The organism is Nonomuraea sp. 3N208 (genome assembly GCF_052245935.1).
Taxonomy (GTDB): domain Bacteria; phylum Actinomycetota; class Actinomycetes; order Streptosporangiales; family Streptosporangiaceae; genus Nonomuraea.
On record NZ_JBQQBR010000023.1, the window covers coordinates 17,251 to 34,113 of the forward strand.

General features: G+C 70.6%; 16 protein-coding genes. 5 read left to right on the forward strand and 11 right to left on the reverse strand.

Annotated elements, in window-relative coordinates:
• Positions 1-24: 24 nt before the first annotated feature.
• The 3 genes from ACTWPT_RS31660 to ACTWPT_RS31670 all read right to left on the reverse strand — a co-directional run bounded on the left by ACTWPT_RS31660 (position 25) and on the right by ACTWPT_RS31670 (position 4,631).
• Entirely contained in the window at positions 25-1,344 is a 1,320-nt protein-coding gene (locus ACTWPT_RS31660) for an ABC transporter substrate-binding protein (protein ID WP_443181153.1), read from the reverse strand.
• An 18-nt stretch (positions 1,345-1,362) separates the two neighbouring features.
• On the reverse strand, positions 1,363-3,462 hold the full coding sequence (locus ACTWPT_RS31665) for an alpha-galactosidase (protein ID WP_443181154.1): 2,100 nt from the start codon (positions 3,460-3,462) through the stop codon (positions 1,363-1,365).
• A 131-nt stretch (positions 3,463-3,593) separates the two neighbouring features.
• Positions 3,594-4,631, reverse strand: a complete 1,038-nt coding sequence (locus ACTWPT_RS31670; protein WP_443181155.1) for a LacI family DNA-binding transcriptional regulator — start codon at positions 4,629-4,631, stop codon at positions 3,594-3,596.
• A 64-nt stretch (positions 4,632-4,695) separates the two neighbouring features.
• Here ACTWPT_RS31670 and ACTWPT_RS31675 point away from each other — a divergent pair, with 64 nt between their 5' ends.
• Together ACTWPT_RS31675 and ACTWPT_RS31680 are read left to right on the forward strand one after the other, a co-directional pair.
• Positions 4,696-5,577: a DNA-3-methyladenine glycosylase family protein gene (locus ACTWPT_RS31675; protein ID WP_443181156.1), complete on the forward strand. Its 882-nt coding sequence runs from the start codon at positions 4,696-4,698 to the stop codon at positions 5,575-5,577.
• Between the two features lie 46 nt (positions 5,578-5,623).
• Complete coding sequence (locus ACTWPT_RS31680; RefSeq protein ID WP_443181299.1) at positions 5,624-6,043, forward strand: CoA-binding protein; 420 nt, start codon at positions 5,624-5,626, stop codon at positions 6,041-6,043.
• A gap of 255 nt (positions 6,044-6,298) precedes the next feature.
• Here the strand turns inward: ACTWPT_RS31680 and ACTWPT_RS31685 are convergent, their stop codons facing one another.
• Positions 6,299-6,898: a hypothetical protein gene (locus tag ACTWPT_RS31685; protein ID WP_443181157.1), complete on the reverse strand. Its 600-nt coding sequence runs from the start codon at positions 6,896-6,898 to the stop codon at positions 6,299-6,301.
• 374 nt (positions 6,899-7,272) lie between these two features.
• Here ACTWPT_RS31685 and ACTWPT_RS31690 point away from each other — a divergent pair, with 374 nt between their 5' ends.
• Complete coding sequence (locus ACTWPT_RS31690) at positions 7,273-8,436, forward strand: NAD(P)/FAD-dependent oxidoreductase (protein WP_443181158.1); 1,164 nt, start codon at positions 7,273-7,275, stop codon at positions 8,434-8,436.
• A gap of 9 nt (positions 8,437-8,445) precedes the next feature.
• Here the strand turns inward: ACTWPT_RS31690 and ACTWPT_RS31695 are convergent, their stop codons facing one another.
• The 3 genes from ACTWPT_RS31695 to ACTWPT_RS31705 all read right to left on the reverse strand — a co-directional run bounded on the left by ACTWPT_RS31695 (position 8,446) and on the right by ACTWPT_RS31705 (position 11,188).
• Positions 8,446-9,120: an alpha/beta fold hydrolase gene (locus tag ACTWPT_RS31695; RefSeq protein WP_443181159.1), complete on the reverse strand. Its 675-nt coding sequence runs from the start codon at positions 9,118-9,120 to the stop codon at positions 8,446-8,448.
• Positions 9,117-10,289 (reverse strand): YbfB/YjiJ family MFS transporter, encoded by a 1,173-nt coding sequence (locus ACTWPT_RS31700; protein ID WP_443181160.1) that lies wholly within the window; start codon positions 10,287-10,289, stop codon positions 9,117-9,119. Before ACTWPT_RS31700 ends, ACTWPT_RS31695 begins: the two co-directional genes overlap by 4 nt.
• Before the next feature lie 68 nt (positions 10,290-10,357).
• Positions 10,358-11,188 (reverse strand): alpha/beta hydrolase family protein, encoded by an 831-nt coding sequence (locus ACTWPT_RS31705; RefSeq protein ID WP_443181161.1) that lies wholly within the window; start codon positions 11,186-11,188, stop codon positions 10,358-10,360.
• A gap of 79 nt (positions 11,189-11,267) precedes the next feature.
• Here ACTWPT_RS31705 and ACTWPT_RS31710 point away from each other — a divergent pair, with 79 nt between their 5' ends.
• Positions 11,268-11,867 (forward strand): TetR/AcrR family transcriptional regulator, encoded by a 600-nt coding sequence (locus ACTWPT_RS31710; protein ID WP_443181162.1) that lies wholly within the window; start codon positions 11,268-11,270, stop codon positions 11,865-11,867.
• A gap of 37 nt (positions 11,868-11,904) precedes the next feature.
• Here ACTWPT_RS31710 and ACTWPT_RS31715 read toward each other — a convergent pair whose 3' ends face one another.
• Positions 11,905-12,444 (reverse strand): carboxymuconolactone decarboxylase family protein, encoded by a 540-nt coding sequence (locus ACTWPT_RS31715; RefSeq protein ID WP_443181163.1) that lies wholly within the window; start codon positions 12,442-12,444, stop codon positions 11,905-11,907.
• Positions 12,445-12,522: 78 nt separating this feature from the next.
• Positions 12,523-13,257, reverse strand: a complete 735-nt coding sequence (locus tag ACTWPT_RS31720; protein ID WP_443181164.1) for a maleylpyruvate isomerase family mycothiol-dependent enzyme — start codon at positions 13,255-13,257, stop codon at positions 12,523-12,525.
• Positions 13,258-13,396: 139 nt separating this feature from the next.
• Here ACTWPT_RS31720 and ACTWPT_RS31725 point away from each other — a divergent pair, with 139 nt between their 5' ends.
• On the forward strand, positions 13,397-14,482 hold the full coding sequence (locus ACTWPT_RS31725) for a trypsin-like serine peptidase (protein ID WP_443181165.1): 1,086 nt from the start codon (positions 13,397-13,399) through the stop codon (positions 14,480-14,482).
• A 4-nt stretch (positions 14,483-14,486) separates the two neighbouring features.
• Here ACTWPT_RS31725 and ACTWPT_RS31730 read toward each other — a convergent pair whose 3' ends face one another.
• On the reverse strand, positions 14,487-15,086 hold the full coding sequence (locus ACTWPT_RS31730; protein ID WP_443181166.1) for a flavin reductase family protein: 600 nt from the start codon (positions 15,084-15,086) through the stop codon (positions 14,487-14,489).
• An 82-nt stretch (positions 15,087-15,168) separates the two neighbouring features.
• The gene (locus ACTWPT_RS31735; protein WP_443181167.1) at positions 15,169-16,821 is read right to left on the reverse strand and encodes an FAD-binding dehydrogenase; all 1,653 of its coding nucleotides are present in this window, start codon (positions 16,819-16,821) and stop codon (positions 15,169-15,171) included.
• Positions 16,822-16,863: the final 42 nt, after the last annotated feature.

Consider the following 16,863-nt stretch of genomic DNA (forward strand, 5'->3'; position numbering starts at 1 on the left):
AGCCTCCCGCCGGGCGTACGTGGGTCAGAAGCCGGAGGCCCCGGCGGCCTTGGCGAGCTGCGCGAACTGCTTCTGGGTGGCGGCGGCCACCTGCTCGGGCGTCAGGCTACCGGTGATCATGTCGGCCAGGTTCAGGTACAGGTCGGGGTTGGCCACGGCCAGCGCCTGCATGGACCCGACCGAGGTGCCGACCGACTTGTGCACGTCCAGCAGCGCCTGCGGCACCCCGGCGGGGGTGGGCACGTCGCTGCGCAGCGACACGGTCTTCCTGTCGGCGACGAAGCCCTGATAGCCGGGGCCCATCCAGTACGAGAGCAGCTGCCGCGCGGCGGCCTCCCGCTTGGCGTCGCCGGTGCGGAAGGCGACCAGCGCGTTCGACTGGTCGGGGATGAACGTGCCCACGTTCCCGGACGGCGAGATCGGGAAGAAGCCGATCTTCTTGTCCAGCTCCGCCGTGTCGGCCTTGGCCTGGAGCTGGCCGAAGAACGAGTTCACCTGCATGGCCATCGCGGCCTTGCCGGACAGCAGCGCCTCGCCCTGGTCCTCGAACTTCGCCGTCTTGATGTCGGAGTTGAACAGCCCCTCATCGATCAGCGACTTGTACTTCTTGATCGCGTCCAGGATCGTCTTGTCCTCGAACGTCTCCTTGCCGGTGTTGACCCGGTCCCAGAGACCGCTCTTGGCGGCGTCGGCGAGCTGCACCTGCACCCACCACTGCGTGGCCCACTTGTCACCGGCCATCTCGAAGAACGGGGTGACGCCCTTGGCCTTGAGCTTGCGCCCGGCCTCCAGCAGTTCGTCGAAGTTCTTCGGCGTCTCGGTGATGCCGTTGGCCGCGAAGACCTCCTTGTTGTAGTAGACGCCCTCGACGGCCGGGCTCGTGATCAACGCGGCGTAGCGGGTCTTGTCCAGCAGGCCCGTGATGTCACGCAGCTCCGGCGCCAGGGTCGACACCCACGGCGCGCCGTCGAGCGGCTGCAGGTTGGAGCGGGCGTTGAGCGCGGTGAGCATGGACGCGGTGGGCTGCCAGAAGGCCAGGTCGGGCTTGTCGCCGGTGGCCACCTTGGTCTGCACGCCCTGCTCGTACGGATCCGGGATGGTGACGACCTCGACCTTGGCCCCGGTGGCCTGGGTGAAGGCGTCGGTCACGGCCTTGGGCACGGTGTTGCTGTTCTGGGCGGCCCAGATGGTGAGCGTGACCCCGTCCAGGCGGGCGGTGGGCGAGGGCCAGGCGGTGGGGGCGTCGCCGGCGGCGGGCGTGGCGGGCCCCGCTGCGGGATCGCTGCAGGCGGTGAGTGCCAGGGCTGCGGCGGTCGCGACCGCGGTGAAGGCTGCGAGTCTCACGGTGAGCTCCTTTGCGGGTCAGAGAGGGCGGAGCCGGAGGATGCGGGCGGTGGGTGCGGGGCGTGCGGCGGTGACGGTGAGCTCGGCGGTCCGCGGGTTCCACGTGTGCGTCCAGCCGTTCGCCGCCTCGGGGTAGACGACCTCCACGCTCAGGTCCCGGCCCGACAGGTGGGGCAGGGAGAGCACGGTGGTGTCCATGGCGCCGGGCCGGCGCCAGATCCCCAGGTGGGTGCTGTCCCCGGCACGCAGGCCGAGGGCGAGCCAGGGGTCGTTCCAGCCGGGCAGGCCGAGCGGCCAGCACGGCGTGGCTCGGATCAGGTCCGGGCGGAGGCTCTGGTGGAGCCGGACACCCTCCTTGACCAGCGCGAACTGCTGCGGGGTCATCCTATGCAGGTTGCCGGACAGGTAGAGACGGCCCAGAATGCCCGTGACCAGGGTGAAGGCGATCTCCTCGTCCGTCATCTCGGGCTGGGGGTAGGCCCAGTTGGCGGCCTGCTCGGGCAGCACCGACAGCGGCGCGGCCACCGCGATCGGCGGGTAGCGCAGGAAGTCCTGCTGGTCGCTGGTGGACTGCAGCTGCATGCGGGTCAGCAGCGCGTAGTCCATGCGCATCGCGCCGGAGCCGCAGTTCTCCAGCACCAGGTGGGGGTGCCGGTCCAGGACGCCCTCCAGCCAGGCCAGGTGGGCCCGGTTGTGGGCGAGCAGCCCGGCGCCGACGCTGGTCGCGTCCCGGTCGGTGCCGGCGCCGGGGTTGATGTTGTAGTCCAGCTTGAAGTAGCCGACGCCCAGCTCTTCCACCAGCCGGTCCACCACCTGGTCCAGGTGTGCGACGGCGGCCGGGTGGCGCAGGTCCAGGTGGTAGCGGCCGTGCTCGGCCAGACGCTCGCCGCCGCGCTGGAGGAAGGCCTCGGCGGGCAGTTTGTCGGCCATCGGGCTGCGTACGCCGATCACCTCGGGCTCCAGCCACAGGCCGGCCGTCAGGCCACGGCCGGCGATGTGCGCCAGCACCTCTTCCAGCCCGTTGGGGAAGCGGGTCTGGGAGGGCTGCCATTCGCCGACGCTGTCCCACCAGTCGCCGCCATCGTCGTACCAGCCGGCGTCGACGCAGAAGACCTCCGCCCCCGCCGCGGCGGCCGCGTCGATCAGCGGCAGCAGCTTGTCCGTCGTAGGGTCGCCCATCAGCGTGTTCATGTAGTCGTTGAACACCACCGGCAGCGCGGCCCGGTCGGGGTGCGGGCGCCGCAGCGCCCGCCGGTGCGCGGTCAGGGCCGCCGCCGCGCCCTCCACGCCGTCGTTCGAGACGGCGATCGAGACGGGCACGGAGGTGAACGACGCGCCCGGCGCGAGCAACTCGCTCCACTGGTGGTCCAGGTCGGTCGGCCCGGACAGGGCGACGTAGACGCCATCCATCCGTTCGCCGGTCTCCCACCGCCAGGGGCCGTTGTGCTCGATCTGCCACAGCCAGGTCTGGCCGGTGCGCCGGTCGGTCAGCCCGCCCATCGGCACGTGCTCCCCGCTGGACCAGGTGCCGGTGCTGGTCAGGGCGAACACGCCCTTCCCGTGCTGGCCGTGCCCGGCCACGCCGAGGTCGGCGACATGCTCGCTCAACGGCCCCCGGGACCAACGGCTCTCCCCCAGCCATTCGCTGCTCGCCCGCAACACGTCGAGCTCGCTCACCGGCCGCCCGAGGAAACCCGCCGCGAACGAGGTGACGGCCAGCAGCAGCACGGGCCTGTCGCTCAGGTTGGTCACCTTGACCTGGGTCTGGACCGCGGCCACGCCCTCGAGCGAGCGCATCGTCACCTCGGCGCCCAGCCCCGACGTCTCATCCCGCAACCGCACGCGCAGCTCGCGCCAGTCGCCGTCGCTCGACTGGTCGGAGCCCGCGTACCGCAACCGGCAGCCCACCGCCGTCTCCGACAGCCGCTGCGAGGCGCGGGCCCGGCCCTCGCCGGGGATCAGCACCTCCACCAGCGGCTGCGACACCCGCGCCGGAGAGCCGGCCGGGCCGGCCGACAACTCGCGGAGCGCCACCGGGCGATCCGGGTGGATCTCCACGACGGCGTCGAGGCCGGCATGGCCCCAGCGCAGGGTCTGGGCAACGTCAGCAGGCTTCAAGATCTCTCCTCAGGTAACGCACGACCTCAGCTGAGTGCCGTTTGTGACCGGTCACATCGGCTGTAGGCGTTAGTGTGAGCGGTCACACAACAAGAAGAGAAGCCTCTTTGCGGGATCGTTACGTGCCGATTTCAGGAATGAGGCGGCGGCGCGGTCGACTCGCGGACCACGAGCGCGGGCGGCACGAGGGCGGGCCGGGCGCCGCGAGCTCCGGTGGGCTGCGCCTGGCCGGTCAGCTCGGCCACGGCGGCGTGGAAGCAGGCCCGGCCCAGTCCGGCGAAGTCCATCCGCACCGTGGTCAGGGCAGGAGTCCAGTACGCCGAGCCCGGGATGTCGTCGAACCCGACGATGCTCACGTCGCCGGGTACGTCCTTGCCCGCGTCGTACAGCGCACGCCGAACCCCCTGGGCGATGTCGTCGTTGCCGCACAGGATCGCGGTGACCTCCGGCTCGGCGGCCAGCCGCCGCCCCGCCTCGTAGGCCGACTTGATGTCCCACCCGCAGCCCAGCACCTCGGGGATCTCCGCCCCGGACTGCGCCAGCGCGTCCTGCCAGCCCGCCAGCCGGCCGCCCGGGCCGCCCTCGGACGGGATCGCCACGTGGTGGACGGTGCGATGGCCCAGCTCCAGCAGGTGCCGGGTGGCGTCGGCGGCGGCCCGGCGCTCGTCCAAGGCGATCGCGACCCGGCCCCGGTCGGGCGCGGCCGGCTCCACCACGGCGACGGCGGGAACGTCCGGCGGCAGCGCCTCCAGCACCGCGATGCCCATGGGATCCCACGCGATCACCACCACGCCGCCCGCGCTGGCGTCGCTGACATAGTCCACGGCCTGCTTCACCTCGGCGGGCGCGGCCGACTCCACGACCCTGATGCCCATGGCCAGGCCCTCGGCGCGGGCCGCCTCCTCCAGGCCCTGCAGCGTGGTGGCGTAGCCATACAGCACGGTGTTGGACGTGACCACGGTGATGCCGCGGGCGCGGCCCAGGCTTAGGGCGCGAGCCGCCCGGCTGGGACGGAAGCCGAGCCGCTCGATGGCCGCCAGCACGGCGGTGCGCGTTTCCGGCCGCACGCGCGGGGAGTCGTTGAGCACGCGGGAGACGGTCTGGTAGGAGACCCCCGCGGCGGCGGCGACGTCCCGGATGCTGGGCACGGATCGAGGGCTTGGGCTCACGGTCACATGGTAGGGCGGAGCGCGGACCGGGTCGCCGAGCTGTCCTAGCCCCTACCATGCGCGCATGACCACGCACCGATTCACGCTCACCGCCCAAGGCCCGTTCGACTTCTGCGCCTCGCTGCGGTTCGTCGAGGACTGGCCGGCCACCAGCGTGCTCCCTTCGGACGGGCGGGCGCTGCGCTTCGCCTACTGCGCGGAGTCCGACTGGCTGCCGATCGGCGTGACCGTCATGGGCGTGCCGGGCGGGGTGAGTGTCGCCACGACGCGAGCCGCGGGGCCCGGGATCCGGGGCGAGGTGGCGCGGATCCTCTCCCTGGACGTGGACGGCGCCGGCTTCGCCAAGCTGGGCGAGGCCGACCCGGTGCTCGGCGACCTGCAACGACGCCGCCCAGGACTGCGGCCGGTGTGTTTCTGGAACCCATGGGAGGCGGCGTGCTGGGCGGTGATCGTACAGCGCTCGTCGATGCTCATCGCCTCCCGGCTCAAGCAGCGCATCGCCGAGCGGTACGGCGCGCAGGTGACCGTCGACGGGCGAACCTACGCGGCCTTTCCCCCGCCCGTGACGCTGCTGGAGGCAGGCGGACTGGGCCTGCCCGCGCAGAAGGAGGAGTGGGTGCGCGGCCTGGCCCGTGCGGCGCTCGACGGCCTGCTCACCGCCGATCATCTTCGGTCGCTCGGCCCGGAGGAGGCGCTGGCCGAGCTGCGTGGCCTGCCCGGGGTGGGGCCGTTCTCCGCGGGGCTGATCCTGATCCGCGGCGCGGGCGCGCCGGACGCGTTCCCCGGCGACGAGCCGCGCCTGTTCGCGATTCTGCGCGAGGCGTACGGGCTGCCGGAGGACGCGCCGCCGGCCGCCTACCGGAGGCTGGCCGACTCCTGGCGGCCCTACCGCTCCTGGGCGTCTTTCCTGTTCCGAGCCTCCGCGTACGGCGTCATGGACACGTGAATCCCGGCACCGGAAGTTACGCGTGGCCCGCGGTGTTGCCCTGGGCATGGACAATCGCTACGCGGATGAGAAGGTCATCAAGCGGCTGCTCGGACAGGCACAGACGTGGGCTTTCGTAGGCCTCGGCAACCACCCGCACCGTACGGCCTACGACCAGGCGCGCCTGCTCCAGTCGCGAGGCAGGCGGATCATCCCCGTCCATCCTGCCGCCGAGACCGTGCTGGGCGAGCCTGGATACGCGTCGTTGTCCGACGTGCCGGCGAAACTGGACGTCGTCGCCGTGTACCGGCGTTCGGAGCACGCGGGCGAGGCCGTGGACGAGGCGATCGCCGTGGAGGCCGGGGCGGTTTGGTTGCCCCTTGACGTGATCGACGTGGCCGCGGCTCAGCGTGCTCGCGACGCCGGCCTCGAGGTCGTCATGGATCGTTGCCCTGGGGTCGAATGGGCATTGCGCCGTCCTTCTTAGGTCAAACTCAATTTGCGGTCACCCCTCCGCCCGGATTATTGGGCTAGTTTGAGAGATACGTCCGATTTCACACCGGGGATGCACATCCCAGGCTCCCTCGGTTGCTCCCACAACTCTGAAGAGGAGCGAAGCCATGACTATTCACCGCACCAAGACGGCCGCCCAGGTCTGCATGTCGCTGGTCCGTCTACCGGAGCCGGGTGAAGGCGACAGCGGCGACCGTTCGCGAAGACGCCGTCGCCGCCGGTGACCTGATCACTTCTTGGAGATGATGCGGCCCTTGAACATCGGGTGCTTGGTCTCCCAGTACCGCCAGCCTTCGACCCTGGCCGGCACGTTGGCGATACCTGAGTCGATCTTGACGTGGCGGCAGGTACGCAGCACCGACCACGCCGACCAGCCGACACGGTAACCGAGCACCCGGTACCACATGTTGCCGTACATTCCGTCACTGATCTCCTGGGTGTATTCGTGCCCAGTGAAGACCATGTGCCGCTCTTCGAGGTGAGGAAGGCCCAGCTTCCGCAGTTCCTTGACGACCTCAGTAGTACCGAACGTACGTGTGACCTCGTGCCGCTTCGAGAACTCTGTCTCCAGGAACGCGAGAACTTCATGTTCCCGCGTGACGGACACCGTCATGGAGCCGCCAGGGCCGTCGATGAAGCGGGTGCGGGGAACGAAGAAGTTCCTGGGCGACAGGTGGTGACGTTTGAAAAAGATGCGCGGTTCGCACCAGTCGTGATCGCGAAAAACATGCTGATCGTGCTTCTGCTTCTGCACCTGCTCGTGATCATCGTCGGCGCCCGCACTGGTCGTCAAGGAGGCGACCAACACGACCGAGAGCGAGCCGCTCATGGCCAGCCTCGTCGCCCTCCTCACCGAGTGACGGGGCTTCGGCCGGTCGGGAAGGGGCGTGAACATGTGCCGTTCCTTTCGAAAAATGCGACCACACGGCCGCAGGGCGGAATGCGATCCGTGGTGAGCGAGTCGATCAGACCAGCACGATGCTTACAGTTGATGTGATTCACGTCACAGCGCCACACCGGAGCCGAATCTTTTGCATCGAATAAAGAATTGGCGAAGAATTGTCAATTTGCATTTCCCGCCGCCGATTCATCTGTGCTCGCCCACGAGCCCTCGGTAGCCGGAACCGATGGCCGCGCACCACTTCCTCCCGGTCTGTCCGATCCGCGATGCTGGATCGGGTAACCGGCGAAAGGAACCGATCCATGCACGAGACCGGACGTGTGCTGCCCTCACAGGCCTCGGCGGTCATCATCGGAGGCGGCGCCATGGGCGTCAGCTCGGCGTACGCACTGGCGGCGGCCGGGGTGCACGACGTGGTCCTGATCGACAAGGGGCCGCTGGGCTCCGGCTCCACCTCGAAGGCGGCCGGGGGCGTGCGCGCGCAGTTCTCCGATCGGGTCAACATCGAGCTCGCCGTACGCAGCCTGGAGACGTTCGAGACCTTCGCCGACCGCTTCGGGCAGGAGATCGACCTGCACAAGCCGGGCTACCTGTTCCTGCTCGACTCGGCGGAGTCGGTCGCGGAGTTCGAGAAGAACGTGGCGATCCAGAATGACCTGGGCGTGCCCAGCCGGATGATCTCTGTGCGGGAGGCCGCGGAGCTGTCACCGTTGATCGACACCGACGGGCTGCTCGCCGCCGCCTACTCCCCCAGCGACGGCCACTGCACACCCGAGTCCGTGGTGCTCGGGTACGCGGGCGCGGCCCGGCGGCTGGGCGCGCGACTGCTGCCCAACTGCGCCGCGACCGGCATCGAGACCGTAGACGGCCGCATCGTCGCGGTCCAGACAGAAGGCGGCCGCATCGAGACCGGCACCGTGATCTGCGCGGCCGGCGCCTGGTCTCGGGAGATCGGCGCGTGGGTGGGCGTCGACCTGCCGGTGACCCCGCTACGCAGGCAGATCCTCGTCACCGAACCGATCCCCGAGCTGCCGCCGACCGCGTTCACCATCGACTTCGGCACCACGCTCTATTTCCACCGCGAGGGCCCGGGGCTGCTGCTCGGCATGTCCGACCCGGACGAGACCCCGGGGTTCAAGCTGGACCGATCCGACGCCTGGCTGCCGCGCCTGGGCGAGGCCATGGCCCGCCGCGCCCCGGCGCTGATGGAGACCGGCATCGCCGGCGGGTGGGCCGGCCTGTACGAGGTGACGCCGGACCACAACGCGCTCATCGGGACCGCTCCGGACGTCGACCGGTTCCTTTACGCCACCGGCTTCTCCGGCCACGGTTTCCTCATGAGCCCGGCCGTCGGGGAGGTGGTCCGGGACCTCTGCCTGGGCCGGACGCCGTTCGTGGACGTCACCGGCTTCGACGCGGGCCGCTTCGCCCTGGCCGGGGCGAGGCCCGAGCTGAACATCGTCTGACCGCGACCGTCAGCCGGGTTCGGCGATCTCGAGCAGGATCTTCAGGAGGTCCTGCGGGGCGTCCCGCATGAGGTTGTGCCCGCTGTCCAGCGCGTACGTGGTCCATGAGGGGTCCTCGCGCAGCCGCTGATATGTGGGGGTGAACGGTGATTGGTCCGCCCACCCCGCCGCGTACACATAGACGTTGCGCCGCACGTGCGCCGTGTCCCCAGTGATCGCGAGCGGTTGGAGGAGCGAGGCGAGCGGGTGCGGCGTGGCTCGCGGATCGAAGAAGGGCAGCGGACGCACGGCGTCGCCGGTCTCCACCACGTCCAGGTACCACTGCCGCTCCCGGTCGGAGACCAGGCTCCACATGGAATCGCCGGGCCGCGGCACGACGGCGTCCAAGTAGACCAGCGAGTCCACCCGGTCCGGCACGCGGCCGGCGACCCCGGTGATCACCATCCCCCCGTAGCTGTGGCCGACCAGCACCGCGTCCTGGATGTTCTCTGCCGTCAGCACGGCGGTCACGTCCTGGATGTGGGTCTCCAGGTTCACACCGCCGTGCAGCAGATGGCTGCGCTCGCTGAGCCCGGTCAAAGTCAGCGGGTACGTACGGTGCCCGTGGCGGCGCAACTGTTCGGTGACTTGCTCGAAGCACCAGCCGCCGTGGCACATGCCGGGAATCAGAGCAAAGGTGGTCACTGCCGTTCTCTTTCTCTCGTGGCCGGCGGTGCGGGGCGCGCACGGCCTGCAGGGGTGGCGGCGATCGCGGCTGCCACCGCGCACAGGATCGCGGTCCAGGCGAGTGTGGCGTCGGTCGAGGTGTGATCGGCGAGGATGCCGGCGATCCACGGCCCGGCAGTCTGGCCGGCCGCGAACAAGGTCGTGAAGGCCGCCAGCGTGGCCGTCCAGTCGGCGGGGGACGTGCCGTTCTTGATGAGCGAGGTGACGGCGGCGGGAACCGCCATGAACGTCGCCCCGTAAACGACCGCGGAGGTGAGGATGACCGGCACCGCTGAGGACGTCAGGGCGAGTGCCGCTCCACCCGCGAGGATCGCGAGCAGCACGGCGAGGGCTCTGCCACCGGGCCAGGTGGTGATGGGGCGACTCCACAGGGAGGGCGCCGCCATGACGGCCACCCCCAAGACCGTCCAGGTGAGCGTCACCTGCGCGACCGGCACGTTTCGGTCCGCGAGGTAGGCGGACAGGTACGTGATGTAGGTGATGTAACCGGCGGCGAACAGCAGATAGGCCAGGGCGGTTCGCCAGACCGGCCACACCCGCGCTCGCCCGGCGGTGGCGGCCGACGCCTCCTTGTCCTCACCGGTGCGTGCGGCGCCCCAGCTGACCAGCGTCGCCAGACCGGCGGCGACGCTGAGGCCGACCCAGGCGAGTTGCCAGCGATCCCCCATGGCAGGGATGAGCGCGCCGCTGAACACGATGCCCAGCCCGGTTCCGGCGAAATAGACGGTGATGGGCACGCCGGAGGAGATGTCGGTGGCGATGCGCGCCGCGATCACACCGCCGGCGATGAACACCGAGGCCCCCGCCGCCCCGGCCACGGCCCGTGCGGTCAGCAGCGCCAGGTGGTCACCGCTGACCGCAGTGGCGGCGAGCGCCACCACGGTGAGGGCCATCCCCCAGCGGAAGGTGCCGGCGGTGCCCAGCCGGCGCCGGACGAGGGGTGTCAGCAGCGCGCCGAGGAGGTAGCCGAGCCCGTTGGCGGCGCTCATCACCCCGGCTTCGGCCAGGCTCCAATGCAGGCCGTCACGCATGGCCGGGACAAGCAATCCGTACGCGAAGCGCGCCAACCCGAGCGCCGACGCGGTGCCGAGAGCCAGCCGAAGCGCCTGCCACTGCACCGTCTTCATTGGGCCGTCTTCATTGGGCCGTCTTCATTGGGCCGTCTTCATAGGGGCCGTCTTCACGCGGGCCGGCCTCACGGGCGTCGCGCCAGGAAGCTGACGATCGTACGTGCCAGTGTCACGCGGTGGTCCGACAAAGCATGGTCGGTCGCGAAGACGTGGTGTTCGAGGTGTTCGACGGGCTGCGCCTGGTAGGCCTTGACGACCGGTTCGTGATGCACCTCGTGCGGGGTGACGGTGTCGAGACTGGTGCCGATGAGGAGCACCGGGCGGTCCGCCAGCAGCGGCGCGAGCCTGGCCAGCCGCCACGACTCGCCGCCCGCCTCCATCTCGGCGACGAGCGCCTCCCCGCTGGTGCCTCGCAGCGGGCCGAGCTCACCGGCGAACGCCTCGACATAGCTCGCCCGGAGGCTCGGGTCAGCACGGCACAGCGCTGCCACCGCACCGAAGTCGAACCCGGCCACCGAGACGACCGCGGCGATCGACGGCTCCGCCGCGGCGGTCATCAGGGCGGCGAAGCCACCGAGGCTGTGGCCGATCAACACCAGCCGCCGCGGATCAAGCCGGTGGGCGGAAGCGAAGTCGGGGTCGCGCAGTCCGGCCACGACCGCTGCCGTGTCCTCGAGCACGTGGCCCCACGACCACGAGCCACCGACGCCCCACGAGCCACGATAGTGAAACACCAAAGACGCGTAACCCGCACGGCGCAGCACCTGCGCGAGATCGAAGTTGCGTTCGTTACCCGGGAATCCGTGCAACAGGACGACGACCGGGTGCGGCCCCGGGCCGGCCGGCACATGCAGGACACCCAGCAAGGCCACGCCGCTGCTGTCTAAGGTCACCGCAGGTGTGGCGGCCGGAAAGCCCGGGTCACGAGGAGGGTCGGTGGCAAGCGGGTCCATCATCGAAGGCTCCCCAGATCGAACCGATCGGTACGATCCATGACGCTAGCATCCCATCGAACCGATCGGTACTATCTATGGCATGCCAGTCGCCAAGGGATCGACGATCGACCCGGCACGCACCCGCGCCGCCATCCTCGAAGCGGCCACTCCGGTGCTCTACGAACGCGGAATCGACGGCATCGGCGTCGCTGAGCTGTGCGCCCGCATCGGGGTGTCCAAGGAAACGCTCTACCGGCACTTCGGCACCAAGGACGGCCTCGTGCAGGCCATACTCGAGGCGCGCAGCGAGCGGGTGACCGGTTGGCTGACCGAGGCCGTCGCGGCGGCCGGAGACGACCCCCACGACCAGCTGGCCTCGGTCTTCGACGCTCTCCAGCGGTGGTACGACAGGCCGGCCTTCCGCGGCTGTGCGATGGTGAACGCGTCCGCCCAGCACCACGACGACGCCGTGCGCGCCATCACCACGCGGCATCTGGACCGCTACGTCGATCTCCTCACCGGTATCGCCGCGCGCGCGGGAGCCGCCGATCCCGGCGCCCTGGGCCGTCAGCTGCTCATGCTGGTCGAGGGCGCGACCATCGTCGCCGCACACCACGGCACCGCCGACACGGCCGGACAGGCCCGCACCGCCGCCCTCACCCTGCTGGCGACCGCCTCCTCCCGCTCGGACACCTCCTGACGTCGCGGGGCGCCGCGGCACTACCAGGCAAGCCCCCTCAAGGGCCGGCGAGGTAGCCGTGGGCGACGATGTGGGAGGCGCGGCGGGCGTAGAGCGCGGGGTCGTCGGGAGCGGCCGTGGACAGGCCGTCCACGTACCTGTTGTACATGCAGAACGCGGCCGCGATCAGCACCGTGTCATGGATCTCGAGGTCAGTGGCGCCGGCCTTCCTGGCCGCCTCGACGTCCTCAGGGGTGACCGCGGTCCCGCCGCGCCGCACCGCCGCCGCGAGGCCCAGCAGGGCCCGGAGCTTGTCGGGGACGGGCGCGGTGTCGGGGGCCGAGCAGACATGGGCGACGACCGGCTCACCTCCGGGAAGCTGGGCGGCGGCGAACGCGCCGTGGGACATCGCGCAGAAGCGGCATTCGTTGAGCGCGGAGACGTACGAGGCGATGAGCTCGCGTTCGCCCCGCGACAAGGTGTTGTCGCCGCGCAGCAGCACCTCGGCGAGCTCGCTCAGCACTTTGCCGGTCTCGGGACGGTACTGCAGCAGCCCGACGATGCCCGGAGCATCATTGCCCAGCTCGATGTACGGCATCGATTTCCTCCTGAGAGTCGGTCAGGTCGTGATGATCACCTCCTTGATTACCTCATGCCTGCCGCAGGCAGGAAGGGATCAGGCGGCGTAGTTGCGTACGACGCGGAGCGCCTCGGCGGCGCGCGGGCCCTCGACGGTGAGGCCGGTCTGCTCGGGCGCGAGCCGGCGGGCGCCGACCCGGCAGAACTCCGAGGCCAGCCCGGTGATCCGGTTCGGGGCGTCCGGATCGCCGAAGGTCCAGCGGGTTCCGTCCGGTGCGGTGAGCTCGCAGAAGACCGGGGCGTCCGGGAGGCCTGTGACGGCGAAGGCGTACGGCAGCGTACGGTGGGCCAGCCAGGCCACATGGCGCAGCCGGGCGGTGTCGGGGTAGGCGAGGTCCAGTGGAACGGTGATGTCCAGGGCGTGCGCCCAATGCTCGGCGATCCTGGTCGTGGCCAGGGTGCGCGGCGACAGCGGGGTTCTGACCCAGGACAGGCGCGTGCCCGGTGGATGGGCGCGAAGTGCGTCAGGAGTGGCGAAGGCGGCCTTGCGCCAGCGGGCCAGCACGTCGGCCGGCGGCATCCCGCGCTCCGCGGCGACCATCTCGTCGGCCAGGCCGTCCACGGTGGTCTCGGCGGAGGGCAGGAGGGCCGTCCCCTCCGTGATGGACTGGCCGGTGACCGTTTCCTCGGTCTGGGCGAGGTGCAGGACGACGTCGGAGACGGTCCAGCCCGCGGCCGCCGAAGGTTGGGACCATTGATCCGGGGACAAGGACTCCAATACCGCGTCCAGTTGACGGTATTCCGCAGCCAGATCATCAAAGATGTCCGTCATCGCCTCATCATACAGAACTTTGTTCGGTAGAGGGTTCCACCGGCTGCCACTTTCATATCCATATGCGCATACGTTGAGTCAGATCGACTTCTCCGCACGTACCTCCGAGCAGCAACTGTCCGGTTTCGGGAGGTACGTAATGCACCGCAGAGTCGCCCTGCTCTCCGCCGTCGCGCTCACCGTGGCAGGCGCCCTGGTCCCCGTGGGCGCCGCCCAGGCCAGTGCCTCGACCGGCCTCGACCCCAGGCGGCCCGTCGGATGGTCCGGCGCCGACTCCTGGTCGGAGCGCAGGACCGTCCTGCAGTACTGGACGCCGCAGCGCATGCTGGCGGCGCAGCCCTTGGGCGCGCCCGCACCGCGCCGCACCAGCCAGTGGGACGACCCCAGCCAGGGCACCCCGTGGGCGACCCGCGGCGCCTCGTCCACCACGGCCCGGCGCACCCCGTGGACCTTCGGCAACTCCTCGGCGGTCAGCGCCCAGAGTGCCGCGTGGTCGGTCCGGGGCGTCTCGGCTGAGCAGCGGACTCTGGTGCCCAACAGCCCCGGGCTGCGGTGGATCGACGGGGGCGCGGTCGTGCGCACCGTCGGGCGGGTGTTCTTCACCACGGCGGAAGGCCGCAACTCCTCCTGCTCCGGCACGGCCGTGACCAGCGCCAACGAAAGCGTCGTGATCACGGCGGGGCACTGCGTGAAGCTGAACGGCGCCTCGCACCGCAACTGGGTGTTCGTCCCCGGGTTCGACAACGGCCGGCGCCCGTTCGGCACCTGGGTCGCCACCAGGCTGCTGACCACCCAGCAGTGGAACGCTCGAGAGGACATCAACTTCGACGTCGCCGCGGCCGTGGTCGCGCCGCTGCAGGGGCAGACGCTGACCGACGTGGTGGGCGGGCAGGGCGTGGCGTTCAACCAGCCCAGGCGGCGGCAGATGTACTCCTTCGGGTACCCGGCGGCGGCGCCGTTCGACGGGTCGCGGCTGATCTACTGCAGCGGGCGCGCGTTCGACGACACCGTCATGACCAGCGACCTGGGGCTGCGCTGCAACATGACCGGCGGGTCCAGCGGCGGACCCTGGTTCCAGGGCTTCGACGAGTCCACCGGGCAGGGCTGGCTGAACTCGGTCAACAGCTTCAAGTACAACTTCGCGCCGAACTTCATGTTCGGCCCCTTCTTCGGGAACGAGGCGATGGCCGTCTACCAGGCAGCCCAGAACACCAACGCGCTCTGAGCCGTCATAGCCGAGGTGTCTGGCTGCGGTAGGAATGGCCGAGCTCAGGGCCGAGCCCGAAGTAGTGGCGGAAGTTGTAGATGAGCGGGCTCCAGGCGGCCGGGTCCACGTGGTGGGTGCCGGGGACGACGATGCGCGGGTCCGCGTGGACCTTGCCGACGACGGCCTCGGCGATGACGAACCCACCCGAGACGCCCGGCCGTACCCGTTCGGCGCGAGCCTCCAACTGAAGGGGGCATTCGGCGACGCGCGGCGGCCGTACGGTGTCGGACGGCTCGGCCCGCAGCCCCGCCGCGCCGAACTTGTCCGGCTCGAAGCGGCAGCCGTGCGGCTTGCTCGCGGGCACCGGATGGCGGCCGGTGAGGGGCGCCAGCCGCTCCACCGCCGCCCACTGGTGCGGCGCGGGCAGGTTGATCACCACCTCGGGGCGGCGCGAGAGGTTGTACGCGGTCTGGCCCTCCGCACCCAGCCCGAGCACGATCACCTGGCCGAGCGCCCACGCCGAGGAGATCGGGGCGAGATTGGCCGATCCGTCGTCGTTCTCGGTCGAGAGCAGCACGACCGGGGTGCCGAAGTACAGGATGGCGGGCTCGATGGCGATCATGGACTGAAGCCTAGGAGGCGGACGTTCAAACGGCGGTCGAAGGATCGCGCCGTGCCCGCGGCCCCACACGCGAGCAACCCCGTCAGCCAGCGGCAGCGCGGCCGGCCTGACGGCCGGAGAACAGGCAGCCCCCGAGGAACGTGCCCTCCAGCGCGTTGTACCCGTGCACCCCGCCGCCGCCGAACCCGGCCACCTCCCCCGCCGCGAACAGCCCCTCGACCGGCCGCCCGTCCGGGCCCAGCGCCCGCGAGTCCAGGTCCGTCTGGATGCCGCCGAGCGTCTTGCGGGTCAGCACGTGCAGCATGACGCCGATCAGCGGACCGGCGGCCGGGTCGAGGAGCCGGTGTGGCGTGGCGACGCGGCCCAGCCGGTCGCCGACGTAGCGGCGGGCGTTGCGGATGCCCTGGACCTGGGCGTCCTTGCTGTAGGGGTTGGCCAGCTGCAGGTCGCGTGCCACGATCTGGCGGCGCACCAGGGCGGGGTCCAGCAGCGGCTCCTTGGTCAGCTCGTTCATCCGGGCCACCAGGTCCTCCACGGTGGAGGCGACGACGAAATCCGCTCCGTGCCGCTTGAAGGCCTCCACCGGGGCGGGCGCCCCCTTACCGACCAGCCGCTCCTTGAGGAAGGCCCGCCGGTCCTTGCGCGTGATGTCGGGGTTCTGCTCCGAGCCCGACAGCGCGAACTCCTTCTCGATGATCTTCTGCGTCAGCACGAACCACGAGTGATCGTGCCCCGTGCTCCGCAGATGCCGCAGCGTGCTCATCGTGTCGTAGCCGGGCAGGCACGGGTCGGGCAGCCGCCGCCCCCGCGCGTCGAGCCACAGGGAGGAAGGGCCGGGCAGGATCCGGATGCCGTGCCCCGGCCAGATCGGGTCCCAGTTGCGCACGCCCTCGGTGTAGTGCCACATGCGGTCCCGGTTGACCAGCCGCGCCCCTGCCTGGGCGCTGATCTCCAGCATGCGCCCGTCGACGTGGGCGGGCACGCCCGTGAGCATGCTCTCCGGCGCCGGGCCGAGCCGCTCGGGCCAGTAGCGGCGTACCAGGTCGTGGTCGCCGCCGATCCCGCCGCTCGTGACGATCACGGCGGGCGCGGTGAGCTCGAACTCACCGATCGGCTCGCGGCTGGACGTGACGCCGCGCGGCGAGTCGTCCTCGGCCAGCAGCGTGCCGCGGACGCCCTGGACGGCACCGCCGGACACGACGAGCTCGTCGACCCGGTGGCGATGGTGGAAGGTGACCAGCCCTTCGGCGGCGGCCTGCCGGACCCGGCGGACGAACGGCTCCAGCACGCCGGGCCCGGTCCCCCACGCGACGTGGAAACGCGGGACGGAGTTGCCGTGCCCGTCCGCGCGCAGGCCGCCCCGTTCGGCCCATCCGACGGTGGGCAGCAGCTTGACGCCGAGGCGGTCGAGCCAGGCGCGCTTCTCCCCGGAGGCGAACTCCACGTACGCCCGCGCCCACTGGACCGCCCAGCAGTCCTCGTCCTCGAGGCGGTCGAACCCGGCGCTGCCCTGCCAGTCGCTCCAGGCCAGCTCGAAGGAGTCGCGTACGCCGAGCCGTCGCTGCTCCGGCGAGTTCACCAGGAACAGGCCGCCGAAGGACCAGTGGGCCTGGCCGCCGAGGTTGGCCGCGTTCTCCTGGTCGAGCAGGAGAACCTTCTTGCCTCTGTCGACGAGCTCGCAGGTCGCCACCAAGCCGGCCAGGCCGGCTCCGACGACGATGACGTCAGCGTTCATGCTGGGTGATCCGTCCGTTAGAGCTTTCACGCGATGGACATG

What these genes read in the sequence shown, in the direction of transcription:
- ACTWPT_RS31735 (WP_443181167.1), bottom strand. Translation starts at nt 16,821, where the DNA reads ATGAACGCTGACGTCATCGTCGTCGGAGCCGGCCTGGCCGGCTTGGTG.
- ACTWPT_RS31700 (WP_443181160.1), bottom strand. Translation starts at nt 10,289, where the DNA reads ATGAAGACGGTGCAGTGGCAGGCGCTTCGGCTGGCTCTCGGCACCGCG.
- ACTWPT_RS31710 (WP_443181162.1), top strand. Translation starts at nt 11,268, where the DNA reads ATGCCAGTCGCCAAGGGATCGACGATCGACCCGGCACGCACCCGCGCC.
- ACTWPT_RS31685 (WP_443181157.1), bottom strand. Translation starts at nt 6,898, where the DNA reads ATGAGCGGCTCGCTCTCGGTCGTGTTGGTCGCCTCCTTGACGACCAGT.
- ACTWPT_RS31675 (WP_443181156.1), top strand. Translation starts at nt 4,696, where the DNA reads ATGACCACGCACCGATTCACGCTCACCGCCCAAGGCCCGTTCGACTTC.
- ACTWPT_RS31720 (WP_443181164.1), bottom strand. Translation starts at nt 13,257, where the DNA reads ATGACGGACATCTTTGATGATCTGGCTGCGGAATACCGTCAACTGGAC.
- ACTWPT_RS31725 (WP_443181165.1), top strand. Translation starts at nt 13,397, where the DNA reads ATGCACCGCAGAGTCGCCCTGCTCTCCGCCGTCGCGCTCACCGTGGCA.
- ACTWPT_RS31690 (WP_443181158.1), top strand. Translation starts at nt 7,273, where the DNA reads ATGCACGAGACCGGACGTGTGCTGCCCTCACAGGCCTCGGCGGTCATC.
- ACTWPT_RS31715 (WP_443181163.1), bottom strand. Translation starts at nt 12,444, where the DNA reads ATGCCGTACATCGAGCTGGGCAATGATGCTCCGGGCATCGTCGGGCTG.
- ACTWPT_RS31680 (WP_443181299.1), top strand. Translation starts at nt 5,624, where the DNA reads ATGGACAATCGCTACGCGGATGAGAAGGTCATCAAGCGGCTGCTCGGA.
- ACTWPT_RS31705 (WP_443181161.1), bottom strand. Translation starts at nt 11,188, where the DNA reads ATGATGGACCCGCTTGCCACCGACCCTCCTCGTGACCCGGGCTTTCCG.
- ACTWPT_RS31730 (WP_443181166.1), bottom strand. Translation starts at nt 15,086, where the DNA reads ATGATCGCCATCGAGCCCGCCATCCTGTACTTCGGCACCCCGGTCGTG.